The organism is Haloleucobacter ellipsoideus, assembly GCF_052491725.1.
On record NZ_JBQWAR010000010.1, the window covers coordinates 75,316 to 94,379 of the forward strand.

The window sequence follows — 19,064 nt, forward strand, 5'->3', positions numbered from 1 at the left end:
ACTTGGCACGTTCCTTGATTATCCCTGTTGCAAGACTTGTCCGACACCCCGGAATTTCCCGTCTGGTGTGGCAAGGCTTTCGGCGAAGCACCGGCTGCACTCCAAGGGGGGCACCGCAGAAGGGACAGGAACCGATCAATGAAGATCGTCATGGCCATCATCAAGCCGTTCAAGCTGGAAGAGGTGCGCGATGCCCTCACCACCATCGGGGTTCACGGCCTCACCGTCACAGAGGTGAAAGGCTATGGGCGCCAGAAGGGCCATACCGAGATCTATCGCGGGGCGGAATATGCCGTCAGCTTCCTGCCAAAGCTGAAAATCGAGGTGGCGGTCTCTGCCGACATCGCCCCCAAGGTGGTGGAAACCATCACCACCTCCGCAAAGACCGGCCAGATCGGCGATGGCAAGATTTTCGTTCTCGCCATCGATCAGGCGGTGCGCATCCGCACCGGCGAGACCGACGCCGACGCCCTTTGAGCCCCCTGATTTACCGGAGCCTTTCCCGATGAACCTCAAGATGTGGACCCGCGCGGGCCTTCCCGCGCTCATCGCTACGGCAGCCATGACGCTGCCGGCTCTGGCCCAGCCAGACATGGCTCCGGCGGCGGTCTCCCCCGCCGCCGAGGCCACCATCGCCTCTGTCAACAAGGGCGATGTGGCATGGATGATGACCTCCACCGTCCTCGTCCTGCTGATGACAGTGCCCGGCCTTGCACTGTTCTATGGCGGCCTCGTGCGCGCCAAGAACATGCTCTCCGTGCTCATGCAGGTGCTCACCGTGGCATCCATCATGATGCTGATCTGGGTGTTCTACGGCTATTCCCTCGCCTTCACGGAAGGCAACGCCTTCATCGGCGGGTTCTCCAAGGCCTTCCTCTCCGGCGTGAGCGTGGACAGCCTGGCCGACACCTTCTCCGAAGGCGTCAAGATCCCGGAATTCACCTTCATCACCTTCCAGATGACCTTTGCGGCGATCACCCCCGCCCTGGCCATCGGCGCCTTTGCCGAGCGCATGAAGTTCTCGGCGGTCATCCTGTTCGCCATCCTCTGGGGCACCTTCGTGTATCTGCCGGTGGCGCACATGGTGTGGTTTGACGGCGGCTACCTGTTCGACATGGGGGCGCTGGATTATGCCGGCGGCACCGTGGTGCACATCAATTCGGGCATCGCGGCCCTGGTTGGTGCCATCATCATCGGCAAGCGTCTGGGCTATGGCAAGGAGCAGCTTCCGCCCCACTCCCTCGCGCTCACCATGGTTGGCGCATCCCTGCTGTGGGTGGGCTGGTTCGGCTTCAATGTCGGCTCGGGTCTTGAGGCCAACACCTTCGCTTCGCTCGTGATGCTCAACACCTTCCTGGCGACGGCCGGCGCCGTCATCGGCTGGCTCGTGGTGGAATGGCTCTCCCGCGGCAAGGCCTCCATGCTGGGTGCGGCCTCCGGCGCCATTGCCGGCCTCGTGGCCATCACACCGGCCTGCGGCTCGGCCGGCCCCATGGGCGCCATCGTCCTCGGTGTCGTGGCCGGTGTGGTCTGCTACTTCTTCTGCACCGCGGTGAAGAATGCCCTGGGCTATGACGATGCACTCGATGTGTTCGGTGTGCATGGCGTGGGTGGCATTGTCGGGGCCATCGGCACCGGCATCGTGGTGGCCCCGGTCCTCGGCGGCGTGGGCGTGGATGACTATTCCATGGGCCATCAGGTGTGGGTGCAGTTCGTGGCCACCGTCATCACCGTGGTGTGGTCCGGCGTCATCTCCGCCATCATCTTCTACATCATCAACATGCTGGTGGGCCTGCGGGTCAGCCCGGATGTGGAACGCGAAGGGCTCGACGTCAACGAGCATGGCGAGCGCGCCTATCACAGCTGACACAAGGGAAGGCGGCCCTCTCGCCTTCACCTCCGCACGATGCGAACCCCGGCCACTGGCCGGGGTTTTTCGTCTTCCGCCACCCTGCTCTCGCCGTGTTGGGAGGCCCGCCACACCACATGGAGGCTTCCCCCCACCCGCGCCGCCTGCTAGAAGCCGCCATTCAGAAACTGGAACGAGCATGCCCACTTTCCTTCCGGCTGGATTGCGCCCGGCGCCCGGCACGAGCCTTCGAATTACCAGCCCGGCGCTCCCGCAGCGTTTCTGAGCGCGCGGGGGCTGCCGGGGTTGTTTCGCCCGCCTGATTGCGTCGCCTCGCCGACCGCCCCTTTCCTTGAGTTGCGTGCCATGACCAACAAGACCGCCGAGACCACCGCCGAAACCGCGGACTATTCCAAGACCCTGCTGCTGCCCCAGACCGAGTTCCCCATGCGCGGCGGCCTGCCGAAGAAGGAGCCGGAACTGCTGGAGCGCTGGCAGCGGCTCGACCTGTTCGCCCGCCTGCGCGAGGCTAGCCGCGGCCGCCCCCGTTTCGTGCTGCATGACGGCCCGCCCTATGCCAATGGCGGCATTCATATCGGCCATGCGCTCAACAAGATTCTCAAGGATGTGGTGACCCGCTCGCAGCAGATGCTGGGCCACGATTCCAACTATGTGCCCGGCTGGGACTGCCACGGCCTGCCGATCGAATGGAAGATCGAGGAAGAGAACTACCGCAAGAAGGGCAAGGAAAAGCCCGACTTCACCGACCCCGAGGCCATGGTCGCCTTCCGCCAGGAATGCCGCGCCTATGCCGAGCACTGGCTGGACGTGCAGCGCGAGGAGTTCAAGCGCCTCGGCGTGGAGGGTGACTGGGAGCGCCCCTACACCACCATGGCCTTTGCCGCCGAAGCGCAGATCGCGCGTGAGCTGATGAAGTTCGTCGAGAACGGCCTGCTCTATCGCGGCTCCAAGCCGGTGATGTGGTCTGTGGTGGAAAAGACCGCGCTGGCCGAGGCCGAGGTGGAATATCAGGATTTCACATCGGACACCGTGTGGGTGAAGTTCCCGGTTCTGGACGGGGCGGATGACCTGAAATCCGCCACTGTCGTGATCTGGACCACCACGCCCTGGACCCTTCCGGGCAACCGCGCCATCTCCTTCTCCTCGAAGATCGCCTATGGCCTCTATGAGGTGACGGACGCCCCCGGGGACAACTGGACCCGCACCGGTGACCGCCTGATCCTCGCCGACAATCTGGCGGCCGATGTGCTGGGGCAGGCCCGCGCCACCTCTTACAGCCGCGTGCGGGATGTGACGGCCGGGGAGCTTTCCGCTCTCGTCTGCGCCCATCCGCTGGCCGGTATAGGCTATGGCTTCAAGGTGCCGCTGCTGGATGGCGACCATGTCACCGACGATGCCGGCACGGGCTTCGTCCACACCGCCCCCGGCCATGGCCGGGAGGACTTCGAGATCTGGACCCACCACCGCAACTGGCTGGAAGAGCGCGGCATCAATCCGGCCATTCCCTATACGGTGGATGAGGACAGCTTCTACACCACACAGGCCCCCGGCTTCGAGGGCCGGCGCGTCATCACCGCCAAGGGCGAGAAGGGTGATGCCAATGGCGCGGTGATCGATGCGCTGATCGCCGCCGGCAACCTGCTCTCGCGCGGGCGGGTGAAGCACCAGTATCCGCACTCCTGGCGTTCCAAGAAGCCGGTCATCTTCCGCAATACGCCGCAATGGTTCATTGCGATGGACAAGGTGATCGCCGGCGCTTCCGCCAGTGCTGCGGGCGCCGCGGCTGGCGGTATCGGCTCCAACACCGGAGATACCCTGCGCGCCCGCGCGCTCGCAGGCATCAAGACCGTGGAATGGGTGCCGGCGGCTGGTGAGAACCGCATCACCGGCATGATCGCCAACCGGCCGGACTGGGTCGTCTCGCGCCAGCGCGCCTGGGGCGTGCCGATCACCGTGTTCGTGAAGGAAGTGGGCGACGGTTCGGTCGAGATCCTTCAGGATGAGGCCGTGAATGCCCGCATCGCCGAGGCCTTCGAGGCTGAGGGCGCCGACGCCTGGTACAAGGCCGGGGCGCGCGAGCGCTTCCTCGGCGATCGCGCATCCGAGGGCTGGGCCAAGGTGGATGACGTGCTCGATGTGTGGTTCGATTCCGGCTCCACCCATGCCTTCACGCTGGAGCCGCGCCCCGAGCTGCACACCAACCGTCCGCCGAACGGGCCGGACAAGGTGATGTATCTGGAAGGTTCGGACCAGCATCGCGGCTGGTTCCACTCCTCCCTGCTGGAAAGCTGCGGCACGCGCGGCCGTCCGCCCTATGATGTGGTGCTCACCCACGGCTTCGTGCTGGATGGCAACGGGCGCAAGATGTCCAAGTCGCTCGGCAATGTCGTCGCGCCGCAGGAGGTCATCAAGCAGTCCGGCGCGGACATCCTGCGCCTGTGGGTCTGCGCATCGGACTATTCGGACGATCTGCGCATCGGCCCGGAAATCCTCAAGACCACGGCGGATACCTATCGCAAGCTGCGCAACACCATTCGCTGGCTGCTGGGCTCGCTGCATCATTACCGTCCGGAAGAGCGGGTGGCGTTCGCGGACATGCCGGCGCTGGAGCGCTTCATCCTGCACCGGCTCGCGGAGCTGGACGGCGAGATTCGCGCGGCCTATCGCGCCTTCGATTACAAGAAGGTGCATGCGCTGCTCACCGCATTCATGACCTCCGACCTGTCCGCCTTCTATTTCGATGTGCGCAAGGATGCGCTCTATTGCGATCCGCTGTCCTCCACCGTGCGGCGGGCCTGCCTGACCGTGCTGGACGAGGTGTTCAACCGCCTTGTCACATGGCTGGCGCCCATCATGCCCTTCACCACGGAAGAGGCATGGCTGGCCCGCACCGGAAACGAGGAGGGCTCCGTGCATCTGCTCACCTTCCCGGAAACGCCGGAAAGCTGGCGTGATGCCGAGCTGGCCGAGCAGTGGCGCAAGGTGCGGCAGGTGCGGCGCGTGGTGCTGGGCGCGATCGAGATCGAGCGCACCGCCAAGCGCATGGGCTCCTCGCTGGAGGCCGCGCCGGATGTGTATGTGACCGACCCGGCCCTGGCCCATGCGTTCGAGGGGCTGGATCTGGCGGAAATCTGCATCACCAGCAATGCCCGCCTCCTCACCACAGAAGGCCCGGCGGAGGCTTTCCGCCTGAATGAGGTGCCGGGCGTGGCGGTGGTTCCGGTCCGGGCGCAGGGTCGCAAATGCGCCCGTTCGTGGAAGATCTCGCCGGATGTGGGTGCCGACCCGGAATTCCCGGATGTAACGGCGCGGGATGCGGCGGCGCTGCGCGAGTTCCGTGCGCTGGAGGCTTCCGCGCCGTGACCAGCCGCGCCCAGCTCACCCGTTACGGCATCATCCTCGCCGTGCTGACCCTGATTCTCGATCAGGCCAGCAAGGTGTGGGTGCTGACCGCCATGCAGGAGTGGAGACTGGATGTCTATCCGGTCACCCCCTTCTTCGACCTTGTCGTGCTGTGGAACTATGGCATCAGCTATGGCCTGTTCCAGCAGGCGGATGCGGGGCGCTGGGTGCTGGTTGTCATCAGCCTTGTGGCGGCGCTGGTGTTTGCCATCTGGCTCACCCGCGCCCACAGGAGGATGGAGGCGATAGCCCTTGGCCTGCTGATCGGCGGGGCGCTGGGCAATGCCATCGACCGGGCGATCTATGGCGCGGTGTTCGATTTCATCTCGCTCCACGCCTATGGTTTTCACTGGTATGTGTTCAATGTCGCCGATATTGCCGTCGTCGTCGGTGTGATACTGCTTCTTATTGACGCTTTTCGGGGTCATGCCTCAAAATCGCCGCCCTCGGACACCCGAATGGAGTCCAAACCTGAAATCGAGCGTAAGCCGTAGAAAGGGAGACCCCATGCGCGCCAAGTCCCCGTTTTCGCGCGAAGCCGCGCTGATGCTGCGGTCCGGGCGAAAGATGGATACCGCAGAATCGCCCGTGGCCCAGCCCCGCAAGGCCACATCGCGCATTCTGGCCGGTTCCGCTGGCGCCCTGTGCCTTCTGCTTGCAGCAGCCCAGCCCGCCAGTGCCGACGAGTTCAACACCAATCCCATGCGCAGCATGATGGATCTCTTCGGCCTTTCCGACGACGAGCCCAAGCCGGAGATCGATTACCGCGAGCGCGCCCCGCTGGTGGTGCCGCCCGGCACGCTGGAAAACCTGCCCACCCCGCAGGAAAGCGCGCACAAGCAGAACCCGGCCTGGCCGAAGGACCCGGATGTGGCCCGCCGCGCCCGGGAGGCGGCGGAAGCCAACAAGCCGATCAAGCGGGATGATCCAGGTCGCCATCTCCTGCCCTCGGAACTCAACAAGGGCCGCACCCAGAGCGGGCTGCTCGGCAATCTGTTCAAGGGCGGCGGACAGGCCCCCGGCGAGGATCCGGACAATCCCCGCCGCATGCTGCCCAGCCAGCTTGGTTTCGGAAGCTGGCTGACCCCCAACAAGCAGGAGCCCATCGCCTTCACCGGCGAGCCGGAGCGCCACACCCTGACCCAGCCGCCGCCGGGCTATCTCACCCCCGCCCCCAATGCCCCCTATGGCGTGGTGGAGGAGAAGCAGTCGGAAACGGGTCTGGGCTCGCTGTTCCGCAAGAAGACTCCGAACGACTGATCCAGACAGCCGGCACGCCGGCTGTTTTTCGTCGCGCCCGCACCGGGCGTCCTGCACCATTCAGGCAGGGCCCGGGCACGTTCCAGCCAGGGCATGCCAGCACTGGCTCCCCGCGACACTTTCTCACCCCCCTGTCCCCAGCGGACGCATGTGCACCTTCGGGTGCATGAAAAGGGAAGATCTCTCACGTGCAGATGAGCCGTTTCGTCATGGTCGCCATTCTCGCCGCCGGCACAGCCGCCAGCGCCGCCCTTGCCCCGCGCAACGCTTCCGCCGCCGGGCCGGACATCACCGAGTTCAAGCTGGATAACGGCATGCAGGTCATGGTCATTCCAGACCATCGCACCCCCGTCGTCACCCACATGGTGTGGTACAAGGTGGGCTCCGCCGATGAGCAGCCCGGCAAGTCCGGCATCGCCCATTTCCTTGAGCATCTCATGTTCAAGGGCACCGAGAAGCACAAGCAGGGTGAGTTCTCCGCAGAGGTGGCGCGCCTCGGCGGGCAGGAAAATGCCTTCACCTCGCAGGACTACACCGCCTATTTCCAGCGCGTCGCCAAGGAGCATCTGGAAAAGGTGATGGGTTTCGAGGCCGACCGGATGACCGGCCTGAAGCTTTCCGACGAGGTGGTTCTGCCCGAGCGTGACGTGGTGCTGGAAGAGCGCCGCATGCGCACCGACAGCGAGCCGGGCGCGCGGCTCGGCGAGATCATGCAGGCCACCACCTATGTGAACCACCCCTACCAGCATCCCATCATCGGCTGGGAGCACGAGATCAGGCAGCTCAACAAGGATGATGCGCTGGACTTCTACAAGCGCTTCTATGCCCCCAACAATGCGCTGCTGGTGGTGACCGGCGATGTGAAGCCGGAGGATGTGAAGGCGCTGGCCGAGAAGACCTATGGCCAGGTGAAGCCGGCCGATACCCCGCCCCGCGCCCGCCCGCAGGAGCCGCCGCCGCAGGCCCATCGCCGTGTGGCGCTGGCGGACCCGCGCGTGGCCCAGCCCAGCATCCAGCGTTCCTATCTGGTGCCCTCCGAGCGCACCGCGCAGAATGACGAGGCGGTTGCGCTCGACGTTCTGGCCCAGATTCTCGGCGGCGGGCAGACCAGCCGCCTCTACACCACGCTGGCGGCCGAGAAGGGCATCGCCGCGGGGGCCGGCGCCTGGTATCAGGGTGTCGCGCATGATGACACCCGCTTTGTCGTCTATGCCTCCCCCCGGGGCGATGTCCCGCTGGAGGAGCTGGAGGCGGCCATGGATGGCGTCATCGCCGAACTGGCGGAAAAGGGCGTTTCCGAAGACGAGCTGAAGCGCGCCAAGACCCAGCTCACCGCCGACATGATCTACGCGCAGGACAATCAGGCGACACTGGCGCGCATCTATGGCGCGGCATGGGCCACCGGCATTGATGCCGAAAAGGTGCGCGGCTGGCCGGAGCGGGTGAAGACCGTCACCGCCCAGCAGGTGCAGGATGCCGCCAAACGCTATCTGGTGCACAGCCGGGCCGTGACCGGCCATCTGAAGGCGGCCGAGGCGCCCGCTCCTGCTGGCGCGCCGGCTGAAAAGACGGAGGGTCGCCCATGAGCGCCATGCGCTTCCTCGCCCCTGCCCTTCCCGCTTCCGAACGCTCCCGCCGCACATTGCTGCGCACCGGCGCACTCTTCTGCATGATGGTGACGATGGCCCTTTCTCCCATGACCCCCGCCCGGGCCGATGACAAGACCCAGCCAGCCCCCGCCGCCAGCGCGGCCAATACCAGCCGCATCACCGAGGTGGTGAGCCCCGGCGGCATCAAGGCCTGGCTGGTGCATGACACCACCCTGCCCCTCATCGCCATGGAATTCGCCTTCCGTGGCGGCGCATCGCAGGATGGTCCAGGCAAGGCCGGCCTTGCCAATCTCACCGCCTCGCTTCTGGATGAAGGGGCGGGCGAGATGAATGCGGCCGCCTTCCAGCAGGCGCTGGCCGACAGCGCCGTGGACATCAGCTTCGACGCCAGCCGCGATGAGACCCGCGGCTCGCTGCGGACCCTGACCGAGAACAAGGACAAGGCGTTCGATCTGCTGCGGCTCGCCGTCAATGATCCGCGCTTCGATGCCGAGGCGGTGGAGCGTATCCGCGCCGCCATCATGGCCGGCCTGCGCCGGGCCTCGACCGATCCGAACTCCATCGCCAGCCGGCGCTGGTTCGAGCTGGCCTTCCCCAACCATCCCTATGGCCAGCCCGGCAGCGGCACGCTTGAAAGCGTGCCCGCCCTGACGCGGGACGATATTGTGGACTTCGCCCGCCGCACCATGGCGCGCGACAATCTGCATGTGGCCGTTGTAGGGGACATCACGGCCGAGGAACTGGGCAAGCGGCTGGACGAGGTGTTCGGCAAGCTGCCGGAGAAGGCGCAGCTTGCCCCGGTGGCGGATGTGAAGCCGCAGAATCTGGGCAGGCAGGACGTGGTGGCGCTGGATGTGCCGCAGTCCGTCGTCATCATCGGCACGGAAGGCCTCTCCCGCAATGATCCGGACTTCATCCCCGCCTTCGTGATCGACCACATCCTCGGCGGCAGCGCCTTTTCCTCACGTCTGTTCAAGGAGGTACGCGAGGAACGCGGGCTGGCCTATTCGGTCTATTCCCATCTTGCACCGATGGACCATGCCGGCCTGTGGTTTGCCAGCACCGCCACCAAGAATGAAAGCGCGGGAGAGGCCACCCGCCTCATCTCCGACAATTTCCGTCGCATTCTTGCGGAAGGACCAACAGAAGAAGAGCTGAAGGAAGCCCGGAGCTATCTCACCGGCAGCTATGCGCTGCGGTTCGATACCTCCTCCAAGGTGGCCGGACAGCTCCTGCAGATCCAGCTCGATGACCTCGGCATCGACTATATCGACCGCCGCAACGCGCTGGTCGATGCGGTGACGGGCGAGGACATCAAGCGGGCCGCCGCGCGCCTTTCCGGCGCGAAGGATGCACTGGTGGTCATCGTCGGCAAGCCGGAGGGGCTTGAGGCGCAGAAACAATAGGGCTGTCTCGCATCCGCCCCATTCCGGCGGGTGCGATTCACCATATTCCACACGAGTTCTCCCGAGAGCCGGGATTCCGGCTCCGGGGAGTTCGGTGTTTGTGCGCTCTTTGCTATAAATTGGCCCCAAACGGGACAAACCCATGGAGTTGAGCGAAATGGCTCGTGCGCATGAAGCCACACATGGCGAAAATGGAGTGGGCGAAAACGGGAGTGGCACGATGCGGCCCGGCCTTGTCACCGCCCCGCTGGCCGCTGTCCCTCCCGCCGCCGCGCGCAGCCGCAGGGGGCTGATCTATGGCGCCCTGCTCACCGGCACACTGGCTCTTGCCGGGTGTGCCGGCGGCGATGCGCTGGATGGCGTTTCGGATGGCAGCCTTTCCGGTGCTGTCGGCGGTGTCCAGAATACCCAGCCGGCCGCCGCCATGACGGTGGGCACCGGCCCCGACGCCCTCACCTATGACTGCCCCAGCGTCACGGTGCGCACCGGTGCCGCCACCTTCCAGTCCAAGGATGGGCAGGGCGGCCTGCGCTATCAGGCCAATATCGGCCAGCTCGCCCGCGAATGCGCCATTGTCGGCAACCAGATGACCGCCAAGGTGGGCATTGAGGGGCGCGTGCTGCTGGGTGAGGCCGGCTCGCCGGGCACCATCAATGTACCGATCCGCGTGGCCGTGGTGGAGGAAGGCCCCTCCCCGCGCACGCTGACCACCAAGCTGTTCAATGTGGCGGTTGATGTACCGGCCGGGGAAAACCAGGCCCCCTTCACCGTGGTGGAAGACCAGATCTCCTTCCCGCTCAAGGCCAGCCCCAGCGAGATGGATCGCTATGTGATCTATGTCGGCTATGACCCGCAGGGCCAGAAGCCGCAGACCCGCTCCCGCCCGGCCCAGCGCCAGCAGAGGCCGGCCGTCGCCCGCCCCCGTCCGGCGGAAACGAGCACGCCATCCACCTCCAGCGCGCCCCCGCCCATGACCGCGCCGGCCACCACCATTGCACCTTCCAGCGATGTGTTCGGCCCGCCGCCCTCATCCGGCACATCCAGCGGAGGGTTCACCGCGCCGCCATCCAGCAGCGCGTTCGAGCCGCCGCCCGCAGCCAGCACGAACTGAGCACCCTCCCAGCCAGAAGCCGCATGAAGCCAAAGCCTCATGCGGCTTTTGCATGAATGGCCCTGTGCGGGATGACATTTTTCCCGCGCCGCGACATCCCGTGCCCGGAATATTGCCCGGCCTCTGGTCTGTTTACGACATATACTTCAATAGGATTGACGCAATTATAGCGTGGCCTATTCTATGGGCATGAAAATGTGGAATCGTTTCAGCCTGTGCTGAAGCGGGGCCATGTTTATCGGATGATCCCTGCGGGAGAGTCCGGCCGGGCGGTGCATCAGCATGCTGGTGGGCAGCGCGGCCGGCGCCGAAGGCGCAACCGCCCCGGAACCGCTCAGGCCAAAGGACCGCAGGGGGACGACGCTCTGGAAAGCAGCAGGCCGGGTGCATGCACCCGCCGGCTCACCGAAGGAGTAAACCGCGCCTGTTCGCATGGCGCGGTGAATCTCTCAGGTTCCAAGGACAGAGGGGGCGCCGCCGGAGCTCTGTCCTGGAGCTTCCTGTTCTGGCGCATCCTGTCTGTGGAGCCATAATGAGCGCCTCTCTTCCTCCCGCCGGTCAAACCCTGCGCACGCCTCTTTATGAGGCACATGTGGCGCGAAAGGCCCGCATTGTGCCTTTCGCCGGCTATGACATGCCGGTGCAGTATCCCGACGGGATTCTGGCCGAGCATAACTGGACCCGCACCCATGCCGGGCTGTTCGATGTCTCGCATATGGGGCAGGCCTTTCTGGAGGGGCCGGACCACGAGACCACCGCCCGGGCGCTGGAAAAGCTGGTGCCGGCGGATATTCTCAACCTGAAGCCCGGCACGCAGCGCTATTCCCAGTTCCTCTCCCCCGAGGGCACCATTCTGGATGACCTGATGATCTCCCGCCCGGAGGGAGAGGAGGGTCGGCTGTTTCTGGTGGTCAATGCCGCCTGCAAGGGGGATGATTTCGCCCATCTGGCTGCCCATCTGCCTGAAAATGTGAAGCTGAACGTGCTGGAAGATCGCGGCCTCATCGCCCTTCAGGGGCCGGAGGCGGCGCAGGTTCTGGCCCGCTTCTGCCCGGCGGCGGCGGAACTGCCCTTCATGGGCACGCTCTCCACCACCATGGCCGGTGTGCCGGTGCATGTGTCCCGCTCCGGCTATACCGGAGAGGACGGCTTTGAAATCTCCATGCCAGAGGCATCCGCCGTCACGCTGTGGGAGAAGCTTCTGGCCGAGCCGGAGGTCAGGCCCATCGGCCTTGGCGCGCGGGACAGCCTGCGGCTGGAAGCCGGCCTGTGCCTCTATGGCCATGATATCGACCGCACCACCACGCCGGTGGAAGCCGGCCTGATGTGGTCCATCCAGAAGCGCCGGCGCGAGGAAGGCGGCTTTCCGGGGGCGGACATCATCCGCACCCTTCAGGCCCAGGGCCCGGCCCGCGTGCGCGTGGGGCTGAAGCCGGAAGGCCGCGCCCCGGCCCGCGAGGGCGCCGAAATCGCCCATGAGGGCAAGGTGGTCGGCATCGTCACCTCCGGCGGCTTTGCGCCAACCCTCGGGGCGCCCATCGCCATGGGGTATGTGCCACCCGCCTTTTCCGCGCCGGGCACCGCTCTGGAACTGATCGTGCGGGGCAAGCCGCTGGCCGCCACCGTTACCCCCCTTCCCTTCGTCCCCACGCGCTACAAGCGCACCCCCTCCAAGACAAACTGAAATCCCCGGAGCGTGAACATGAGCACCGTGCGTTACACGAGCGACCATGAATATGTGCGTGTGGAGGGTGAGGTCGCCACTGTCGGCATCACCGATTATGCCCAGCAGCAGCTTGGCGATGTGGTGTTTGTCGAGCTGCCTGCCGCCGGCAGGAAGCTCGAGAAGGGTGGCGATGCCGCCGTGGTGGAAAGCGTGAAGGCGGCCAGCGATGTGTTCGCCCCGGTTTCCGGCGAGGTGGTGGAATCGAATGCCGAGCTGGAAGGCAACCCGGCCCTGGCCAATGAGAGCCCGGAAGGCGAAGGCTGGTTCTTCAGGCTCAGGCTCACCAACCCCTCGGAGCTGGATGAGCTGATGGACGAGGCGGCCTACAAGGCCCATATCGCCTCTCTGGACTGAACCCATGCCGGCCCTTCACAAACCGAAGGACTTTCACGCCACGGTGCGCTGGTGGCGCGGGGCGGTTCCGTTTACGGACGGGCTCTATCCGCGCGGCCATGTGTGGGTGTTTGACGAGGGGGTGGAAGTGCCCGCCTCCGCCGCACCCGCCTGCATGCCCCAGCCCCTCTCCCGCCCGGATGCGGTGGACCCGGAGGAAGCGCTGGTGGCTGCCGCCTCCAGCTGCCACATGCTTTTCGCACTGGATTTTGCCCGTCGCGCGGGCTTCCGGGTGGACAGCTATGAGGATGCCGCAACAGGCGTGCTGAGCCCGAATGGGCAGGGCCGGCTTTTCATGTCCCGCATCACGCTCAGGCCGGTGATGGTCTTTTCCGGGGAAAAGATCCCCTCGGAGGAAGACCTCGCCCGCCTGCACCATCAGGCTCATGATGCCTGTTATGTGGCCCACTCGCTGCGGGCGGAGATCACCGTCTCCGCCTGCATGCATGTGGCCTGACGGCAAACGGAAACAACCATGCGCTACCTTCCCCTGACCGCGGAAGACCGCACCGAGATGCTGGCCCGCATCGGCATTGCCTCGGTGGATGAGCTCTTCGCGGATATTCCCGCCGCCCAGCGGCAGGCCGAACTGCCAGACCTGCCCCGCGCCCGATCCGAGATCGAGGTGGAACGCATCCTCTCCGCTCTCGCCGCGCGCAATGTGTCGGCCGGCAGTGTGCCTTTCTTCCTCGGCGCGGGGGCCTATCGCCACCATGTGCCGGCGAGCGTGGATCATCTGATCCAGCGTTCCGAGTTCCTCACCTCCTACACGCCTTACCAGCCGGAGATTGCGCAGGGCACGCTGCAATATCTGTTCGAGTTCCAGACCCAGGTGGCGGAACTCACCGGCATGGAGGTGGCCAATGCCTCCATGTATGACGGCTCCACCGGCACCGCCGAGGCCGTGCTGATGGCGCATCGCATCACCAGACGCGGCAAGGCGCTTCTCGCCGGCAATCTGCATCCGCATTATCGCGCCACGGTGGAGACCGTGTGCCACTATGCGGAGAACGAGGTGGTGAGCCTTGCCCCCGCCCCCGCGGGCGAGAGCGACATCATCGCCGCCATCGATGAAACCACATCCTGTGTGGTGGTGCAGAGCCCCGACGTGTTCGGCAATCTGGTGGACCTCAGGCCCATCGCCGAAGCCGCCCACAAGGCTGGCGCGCTGCTCATCGCCGTGTTCACCGAGGTGGTGAGCCTTGGCGCCATCGAGCCGCCCGGCGCGCAGGGTGCCGACATCGTCGTCGGCGAGGGACAGGGCATTGGCAATCCGCTCAATTTCGGCGGGCCATATGTGGGCCTGTTCGCCACCCGCTCCAAATATGTGCGCCAGATGCCCGGCCGTCTTGCCGGCGAAACGGTGGATGCGGAAGGCCGGCGCGGCTTCGTGCTCACCCTGTCCACGCGTGAGCAGCATATCCGCCGCGAAAAGGCGACCTCGAATATCTGCACCAATTCCGGCCTGTGCGCGCTGGCCTTCACCATCCATCTTTCCCTGCTGGGGCAGAAGGGGCTGGAGAATCTGGCCGCGCTGAACCATGCCACCGCCTGCGATCTGGCCGCCCGTCTTGCCGGCGTGCCGGGGGTGGAGGTGCTGAACGACACCTTCTTCAACGAGTTTACCCTGCGCCTGCCCCGGCCCGCCGCGGATGTGGTGGAAGAGCTGGCGGCGCGCGGCATTCTCGCCGGCGTCCCCTATTCCCGCCTTGCCCCCAAGGCCGGACTGGACAATCTGCTTCTGGTGGCCGCCACCGAAACCACCACGGATGAAGACCGCGCGGCCTATGCGGCTGCCCTGAAGGAGGTGCTGGCATGAACCGCGAAGGACGTGGGGCAACCCAGCCCAACCCCATCACCGAGACCACCCTGCCCGAAACCTTCACCGGCAACCGCGCGCTGGCGCTGGAGGAAGGGCTGCTGTTCGAGATCGGCCGGCCGGATGTCTCGGGCGTCGATCTTCCCGAGCCGCCGGCACACACATCGCGCCTGGGCCGGCATGCCCGCACCAGCGCCCCGCATCTGCCGGGTCTGAGCGAGCCGGAGGCGATGCGCCATTATGTGCGCCTCTCGCGCATGAACTATGGCATCGACAGCGGCATTTTCCCGCTCGGCTCGTGCACCATGAAGCACAATCCGCGGCTGAACGAGAAGATGGCCCGCCTGCCCGGCTTTGCCGATGTGCATCCGCTTCAGCCGGCCTCCACCGTGCAGGGCGCTCTGGGGCTGATGGGAGAGCTTACCCGCATTCTGCTGGAGCTCACCGGCATGCAGGCCGTTGCGCTTTCGCCCAAGGCCGGCGCGCATGGCGAGCTGTGCGGCATGATGGCGATCAAGGCCGCGCATGAAGCCCGCGGCTCCGCCAGCCGCCGCACCGTTCTGGTGCCCGAGAGCGCCCACGGCACCAATCCGGCCACTGCCGCGCTCATCGGCTATCAGGTGCGTGCCATTCCCGCCCGCGCCGATGGCACGGTGGATGTGCAGGCGGTGCGCGACGCGCTTTCAGATGATGTCGCCGCGCTCATGCTCACCAATCCGAACACCTGCGGGCTGTTCGAGCGTGATGTGGTGGAAATTGCAGAGGCGGTGCATGCGGCCGGGGCCTATTTCTACTGCGATGGCGCCAATTTCAACGCCATTCTGGGCAAGGTGCGGGTGGCTGATCTTGGGGTTGATGCCATGCACATCAATCTGCACAAGACCTTCTCCACCCCCCATGGCGGCGGCGGGCCGGGCGCGGGCCCGGTGGTGCTTTCGCAGGCGCTTGCCCCCTTCGCCCCGGTGCCCGCGCTCATCGCCACCGAGAACGGCCTGCGCCTCGCCGAGGACAAGGGCAATGCCGGGGCCGAGCAGTCTCTGGGCCGCATGAGCGCATTCCATGGCCAGATGGGCATGTTCGTGCGCGCGCTGAGCTGGATGCTCTCCCACGGGGCGGATGGCATGCGGCAGGCTTCGGAAGATGCCGTGCTCTCCGCGAACTATATCCGCGCCAGCCTGCATGATCTGATGAGCGTGCCCTTCCCCGAGCGGCCCGCCATGCATGAGGCCCTGTTCGATGACAGCTGGCTGCACGGCACCGGCATTTCCACGCTGGATATCGCCAAGGCGCTGATCGACGAGGGCTTCCACCCCATGACGGTCTATTTCCCGCTGGTGGTGCACGGGGCCATGCTGATCGAACCGACAGAAAGCGAGTCCAAGGCTTCGCTCGACCTGTTCATCGCCGCTCTGCGGGATCTGGCCATGGCGGCCAGGGGCAATGACAAGGAGCGCTTCCTCGGCGCCCCCCATTACGCCCCGCGCCGCCGCCTGGACGAAACCCGCGCCGCCCGCAAGCCGGTGCTGCGCTGGGAGCGGCCGCAGGCAGCCGAGTAAGAGTGAAACAGGGCTGGCGCAAACCATGAAACATGTGCGCCAGCCCGCTTTTCCCCCGCCCCACTTTTCTGACAGCCGGATAGATCCGCGCGCCGCCTTGTATTGAAAGCCCAATCCCGTGAGCCGGCGTTCCCGCCACGGCGGGTGATATGCCTTTGCGTGGGAAAAGGAGCAGCAGGAGCCGCACTTCCATCGCCTCCGTGAGGACTTTCGCGCATTCCCCTTGCCCCGCCCCTTCAGTGCTGCGAAAAGGGCGCGGTCATGATCGTGCTTGATGATATTTCCCTGCGTCTTGCAGGCCGCCTGCTTATTGACCACGCCAGCGTGGCCATTCCTGATAATGCGCGTGTCGGTGTTGTCGGCCGCAATGGAGCGGGCAAGACCACGCTGTTCAAGGCTCTTGTGGGCGAGCTGGAGCTGGAATCCGGCACGGTACGCCTGCCCAGCCGCACGCGCATCGGCCGCGTGGCGCAGGAAGCGCCTGCCGGGCCGGACAGCCTTCTGGAACGGGTGCTGGCCGCCGATACCGAACGCGCCGCCTTGCTGCATGAGCGCGAGACGACGCAGGACCCGATGCGCATCGGTGACATCGAGATGCGCCTGCTCGACATCGATGCCCATTCCGCCCCGGCCCGCGCCGCCACCATTCTGGCAGGTCTCGGTTTTGACGAAAGCGCCCAGCAGCGCCCCTGTGCGGAATTCTCCGGCGGCTGGCGCATGCGCGTGGCCCTCGCCGCCCTGCTCTTCACCGAGCCGGACCTGCTGCTGCTGGACGAACCGACCAACTATCTCGACCTTGAAGGCACCCTCTGGCTGCAGGACTATCTGGCGCACTATCCGCGCACGGTCATCCTCATCAGCCATGACCGCGACCTGCTCGACTCTTCGGTGGACCATATCCTCCACCTCTCCCAGCAGAAGCTGACGCTTTACAAGGGCGGCTTCACCTCCTTCGACCGGCAGCGGCGCGAGCGGCTGCTGCAGGACCAGAAGGCGCGCAAGAAGCAGGAAGCCCAGCGCGCCCATATGGAAAGCTTTGTCGCCCGCTTCCGCGCCAAGGCCACCAAGGCCAAGCAGGCGCAATCACGCCTCAAGGCGCTGGCACGGATGGAGCCGCTTTCCGCGCAGGTGAGCGAGGAGGCCGCCGCCATCTCCATCCGCCACCCGGAAAAGCTGCTCTCTCCGCCGATCATGGTGCTGGATCAGGTATCGGTCGGCTATGAGCCGGGCAAACCCATTCTCAGGAACCTGACCCTGCGCATTGATGAGGATGACCGCATCGCGCTGCTGGGGCCGAATGGCAATGGCAAGTCCACCTTCGCGAAGCTGATTGCCGGGCGGCTGGAGCCGCAGGAGGGCAAGCTTGTGCGGGCGGACAAGTTGCAGGTGGCCTATCTTGCCCAGCACCAGATTGATGAACTGCACCCCAATGAGAGCGCGGCCGAGCATGTGCGCCGCCTGATGCCGGATGCGCCAGAGGCGAAAGTGCGGGGGCGGGCGGCGGAGATGGGCTTTTCCGGCCGGGCCTCCGATACCAAGGTCTCCGCCCTTTCGGGTGGCGAGAAGGCACGGCTGCTTCTGGGCCTTGCCACCTTCCACGGCCCGCATCTGGTCATTCTCGATGAGCCGACCAACCATCTCGATATCGAGGCCCGGGCGGCGCTGATGGAAGCGCTGAATGATTTTCCCGGCGCTGTCATCCTCATCTCCCATGACCGCACATTGCTGGAAGCCTGCGCCGAGCAGCTCTGGCGCGTGGGTGGCGGCACGGTGAAGCCGTATGATGGCGATATGGAGCAGTATCGTCGCGAGGTGCTTTCCCGCTCGGATGGCGACCGGATGACCGCCGATGGCCGCAAGGACAAGGCCGACGCCCGTCGGGAAGAAAAGACCGAGGCTCCCCGTCGCATCGCCACGGGCCCGATCAAGAAGAGGGTGAAGGAGGCCGAGAGCCGCATGGAAAAGCTCGGCCGGGAACTGGCCGGGCTGGATGCGAAACTCTCCTCCACCGACCTGCACGCCAGGGATCCGCTGGAAGCCGCCCGCCTTGCCACATTGCGCCATGAAACGGCAGCGGCGATGGACAAGGCGGAAGAGGACTGGCTGGCGGCAAGCGCTGAACTGGAGGCGGCGGGGGGCTGATACTCCCGCGCCTGACCTTCAGCCCGGTGGAATGATGGTGCCCTGATGGAACAGCATCTGCCAGCGCCCGTTCAGGCATGACCAGATGGAACTGCGCCGGACATTCTTGTCCACCTTCCCGTCATCGCTTTTATGCACGCTGCGATAGGTCACGAGAACGACTTCGGGAGCGAGGGGGCGCATCGCGTAATCATGCATTTCGGTTACCGGAGGGCCATCCCCGACCGGGCCTTGAGCAAGAGCGTGCAAGACCATTGTCTTGTCTTAGACATTGCCTGAGCTGGCGAACTCCAGAAACGCCTCTGCCAGCACCTCATCCAGAGCATCTGCTGAATAGCGGGTCTCGGGGTGCTGGAGCTTTTGTTCGAGGGCGTAGAAAAAGTCGGGGTTCATTTGGGAGGCCTGCTGCTATGGAGCGGCAAGCTCTGGCACCAGCCTGCTCTGGCACCAGCCTGCTCCGGAACCCATTCCGGCACGGTTCATTTCAAGCGCTGCCGTTCTGGTTCACAGATGAGCCTGGTTGATGCGCGCACGGGATAAGGTGGCCTTCGGCCTGAGAGGTGGGATGAGCGCTGGTTCCGGGCTTTCTGCGGAGCTGTGCCCTGCTCTTTTCATGTTTGCGGCTTGTCTTGGATGAACGACAAAACCCCCACTACGTATAGTAGTGGGGGTTTTAGTTATTGTGAATGGGCATTTTCTTGTCCTTTGCAGGCCTGGCAGCGACCTACTCTCCCGCGTCTTGAGACGAAGTACCATTGGCGCTGAGGAG

At 65.4% G+C, this 19,064-nt stretch carries 16 protein-coding genes and 2 riboswitches; of the genes, 14 read left to right on the top strand and 2 right to left on the bottom strand.

The genetic code is table 11. The features are described 5' to 3' along the window. The first annotated feature begins 138 nt into the window (after positions 1–138). The 14 genes from ACT6QG_RS01105 (at position 139) to ACT6QG_RS01170 (ending at position 18,295) form a co-directional block, all read left to right on the top strand. Positions 139–477, top strand: a complete 339-nt coding sequence (locus ACT6QG_RS01105; RefSeq protein ID WP_444975756.1) for a P-II family nitrogen regulator — start codon at positions 139–141, stop codon at positions 475–477. Between the two features lie 28 nt (positions 478–505). After that, a complete protein-coding gene (locus ACT6QG_RS01110; RefSeq protein ID WP_444975757.1) occupies positions 506–1,867 on the top strand; it encodes an ammonium transporter in 1,362 nt (453 codons plus the stop codon). A gap of 348 nt (positions 1,868–2,215) precedes the next feature. Further along, positions 2,216–5,233, top strand: coding sequence for an isoleucine--tRNA ligase (gene ileS / locus ACT6QG_RS01115; protein ID WP_444975758.1), 3,018 nt, complete (start codon positions 2,216–2,218; stop codon positions 5,231–5,233). Beyond that, a complete protein-coding gene (lspA, locus tag ACT6QG_RS01120) occupies positions 5,230–5,766 on the top strand; it encodes a signal peptidase II (RefSeq protein WP_444975759.1) in 537 nt (178 codons plus the stop codon). Before ileS ends, lspA begins: the two co-directional genes overlap by 4 nt. Before the next feature lie 13 nt (positions 5,767–5,779). Next, the gene (locus ACT6QG_RS01125) at positions 5,780–6,532 is read left to right on the top strand and encodes a hypothetical protein (protein WP_444975760.1); all 753 of its coding nucleotides are present in this window, start codon (positions 5,780–5,782) and stop codon (positions 6,530–6,532) included. A 194-nt stretch (positions 6,533–6,726) separates the two neighbouring features. Further along, positions 6,727–8,118, top strand: coding sequence for a M16 family metallopeptidase (locus tag ACT6QG_RS01130; RefSeq protein ID WP_444975761.1), 1,392 nt, complete (start codon positions 6,727–6,729; stop codon positions 8,116–8,118). Further along, the gene (locus ACT6QG_RS01135; protein WP_444975762.1) at positions 8,115–9,548 is read left to right on the top strand and encodes a M16 family metallopeptidase; all 1,434 of its coding nucleotides are present in this window, start codon (positions 8,115–8,117) and stop codon (positions 9,546–9,548) included. The genes ACT6QG_RS01130 and ACT6QG_RS01135 overlap by 4 nt, the downstream gene beginning before the upstream one ends. 220 nt (positions 9,549–9,768) lie before the next feature. After that, positions 9,769–10,659 carry a hypothetical protein gene (locus ACT6QG_RS01140; RefSeq protein ID WP_444975763.1) on the top strand — a complete coding sequence of 297 codons (891 nt, stop codon included), beginning with the start codon at positions 9,769–9,771 and terminating at the stop codon, positions 10,657–10,659. 242 nt (positions 10,660–10,901) lie between these two features. Then, a riboswitch (glycine riboswitch) is annotated at positions 10,902–11,019 on the top strand. 3 nt (positions 11,020–11,022) lie between these two features. Then, positions 11,023–11,127, top strand: a riboswitch (glycine riboswitch). Between the two features lie 64 nt (positions 11,128–11,191). Beyond that, positions 11,192–12,343 (top strand): glycine cleavage system aminomethyltransferase GcvT, encoded by a 1,152-nt coding sequence (gene gcvT / locus ACT6QG_RS01145; RefSeq protein ID WP_444975764.1) that lies wholly within the window; start codon positions 11,192–11,194, stop codon positions 12,341–12,343. A gap of 18 nt (positions 12,344–12,361) precedes the next feature. Then, complete coding sequence (gene gcvH / locus ACT6QG_RS01150) at positions 12,362–12,739, top strand: glycine cleavage system protein GcvH (protein WP_444975765.1); 378 nt, start codon at positions 12,362–12,364, stop codon at positions 12,737–12,739. Between the two features lie 4 nt (positions 12,740–12,743). After that, entirely contained in the window at positions 12,744–13,235 is a 492-nt protein-coding gene (locus tag ACT6QG_RS01155) for an OsmC family protein (protein ID WP_444975766.1), read from the top strand. 18 nt (positions 13,236–13,253) lie between these two features. Then, positions 13,254–14,597 (top strand): aminomethyl-transferring glycine dehydrogenase subunit GcvPA, encoded by a 1,344-nt coding sequence (gcvPA, locus tag ACT6QG_RS01160; protein WP_444975767.1) that lies wholly within the window; start codon positions 13,254–13,256, stop codon positions 14,595–14,597. Further along, the gene (gcvPB, locus tag ACT6QG_RS01165) at positions 14,594–16,153 is read left to right on the top strand and encodes an aminomethyl-transferring glycine dehydrogenase subunit GcvPB (RefSeq protein WP_444975768.1); all 1,560 of its coding nucleotides are present in this window, start codon (positions 14,594–14,596) and stop codon (positions 16,151–16,153) included. The genes gcvPA and gcvPB overlap by 4 nt, the downstream gene beginning before the upstream one ends. Positions 16,154–16,414: 261 nt before the next feature. Then, positions 16,415–18,295: an ABC-F family ATP-binding cassette domain-containing protein gene (locus ACT6QG_RS01170; protein ID WP_444975769.1), complete on the top strand. Its 1,881-nt coding sequence runs from the start codon at positions 16,415–16,417 to the stop codon at positions 18,293–18,295. 18 nt (positions 18,296–18,313) lie between these two features. On the opposite strand, the gene ACT6QG_RS01175 is transcribed toward ACT6QG_RS01170, so the two are convergent. Together ACT6QG_RS01175 and ACT6QG_RS01180 are read right to left on the bottom strand one after the other, a co-directional pair. Continuing rightward, positions 18,314–18,550: a DUF4440 domain-containing protein gene (locus tag ACT6QG_RS01175; protein WP_444975770.1), complete on the bottom strand. Its 237-nt coding sequence runs from the start codon at positions 18,548–18,550 to the stop codon at positions 18,314–18,316. Positions 18,551–18,559: 9 nt separating this feature from the next. Next, positions 18,560–18,688, bottom strand: a complete 129-nt coding sequence (locus ACT6QG_RS01180) for a hypothetical protein (RefSeq protein ID WP_444975771.1) — start codon at positions 18,686–18,688, stop codon at positions 18,560–18,562. Positions 18,689–19,064 lie beyond the last annotated feature (376 nt).

Excerpts from the sequence above, each read along its gene's own strand:
- ACT6QG_RS01125 (WP_444975760.1), top strand. The coding sequence starts at position 5,780 with ATGCGCGCCAAGTCCCCGTTTTCGCGCGAAGCCGCGCTGATGCTGCGG.
- gcvPB (WP_444975768.1), top strand. The coding sequence starts at position 14,594 with ATGAACCGCGAAGGACGTGGGGCAACCCAGCCCAACCCCATCACCGAG.
- ileS (WP_444975758.1), top strand. The coding sequence starts at position 2,216 with ATGACCAACAAGACCGCCGAGACCACCGCCGAAACCGCGGACTATTCC.
- ACT6QG_RS01170 (WP_444975769.1), top strand. The coding sequence starts at position 16,415 with ATGATCGTGCTTGATGATATTTCCCTGCGTCTTGCAGGCCGCCTGCTT.
- ACT6QG_RS01175 (WP_444975770.1), bottom strand. The coding sequence starts at position 18,550 with ATGGTCTTGCACGCTCTTGCTCAAGGCCCGGTCGGGGATGGCCCTCCG.
- gcvT (WP_444975764.1), top strand. The coding sequence starts at position 11,192 with ATGAGCGCCTCTCTTCCTCCCGCCGGTCAAACCCTGCGCACGCCTCTT.
- ACT6QG_RS01135 (WP_444975762.1), top strand. The coding sequence starts at position 8,115 with ATGAGCGCCATGCGCTTCCTCGCCCCTGCCCTTCCCGCTTCCGAACGC.
- ACT6QG_RS01130 (WP_444975761.1), top strand. The coding sequence starts at position 6,727 with ATGAGCCGTTTCGTCATGGTCGCCATTCTCGCCGCCGGCACAGCCGCC.
- ACT6QG_RS01180 (WP_444975771.1), bottom strand. The coding sequence starts at position 18,688 with ATGAACCCCGACTTTTTCTACGCCCTCGAACAAAAGCTCCAGCACCCC.
- ACT6QG_RS01105 (WP_444975756.1), top strand. The coding sequence starts at position 139 with ATGAAGATCGTCATGGCCATCATCAAGCCGTTCAAGCTGGAAGAGGTG.
- ACT6QG_RS01155 (WP_444975766.1), top strand. The coding sequence starts at position 12,744 with ATGCCGGCCCTTCACAAACCGAAGGACTTTCACGCCACGGTGCGCTGG.
- gcvPA (WP_444975767.1), top strand. The coding sequence starts at position 13,254 with ATGCGCTACCTTCCCCTGACCGCGGAAGACCGCACCGAGATGCTGGCC.
- ACT6QG_RS01140 (WP_444975763.1), top strand. The coding sequence starts at position 9,769 with ATGCGGCCCGGCCTTGTCACCGCCCCGCTGGCCGCTGTCCCTCCCGCC.
- ACT6QG_RS01110 (WP_444975757.1), top strand. The coding sequence starts at position 506 with ATGAACCTCAAGATGTGGACCCGCGCGGGCCTTCCCGCGCTCATCGCT.
- gcvH (WP_444975765.1), top strand. The coding sequence starts at position 12,362 with ATGAGCACCGTGCGTTACACGAGCGACCATGAATATGTGCGTGTGGAG.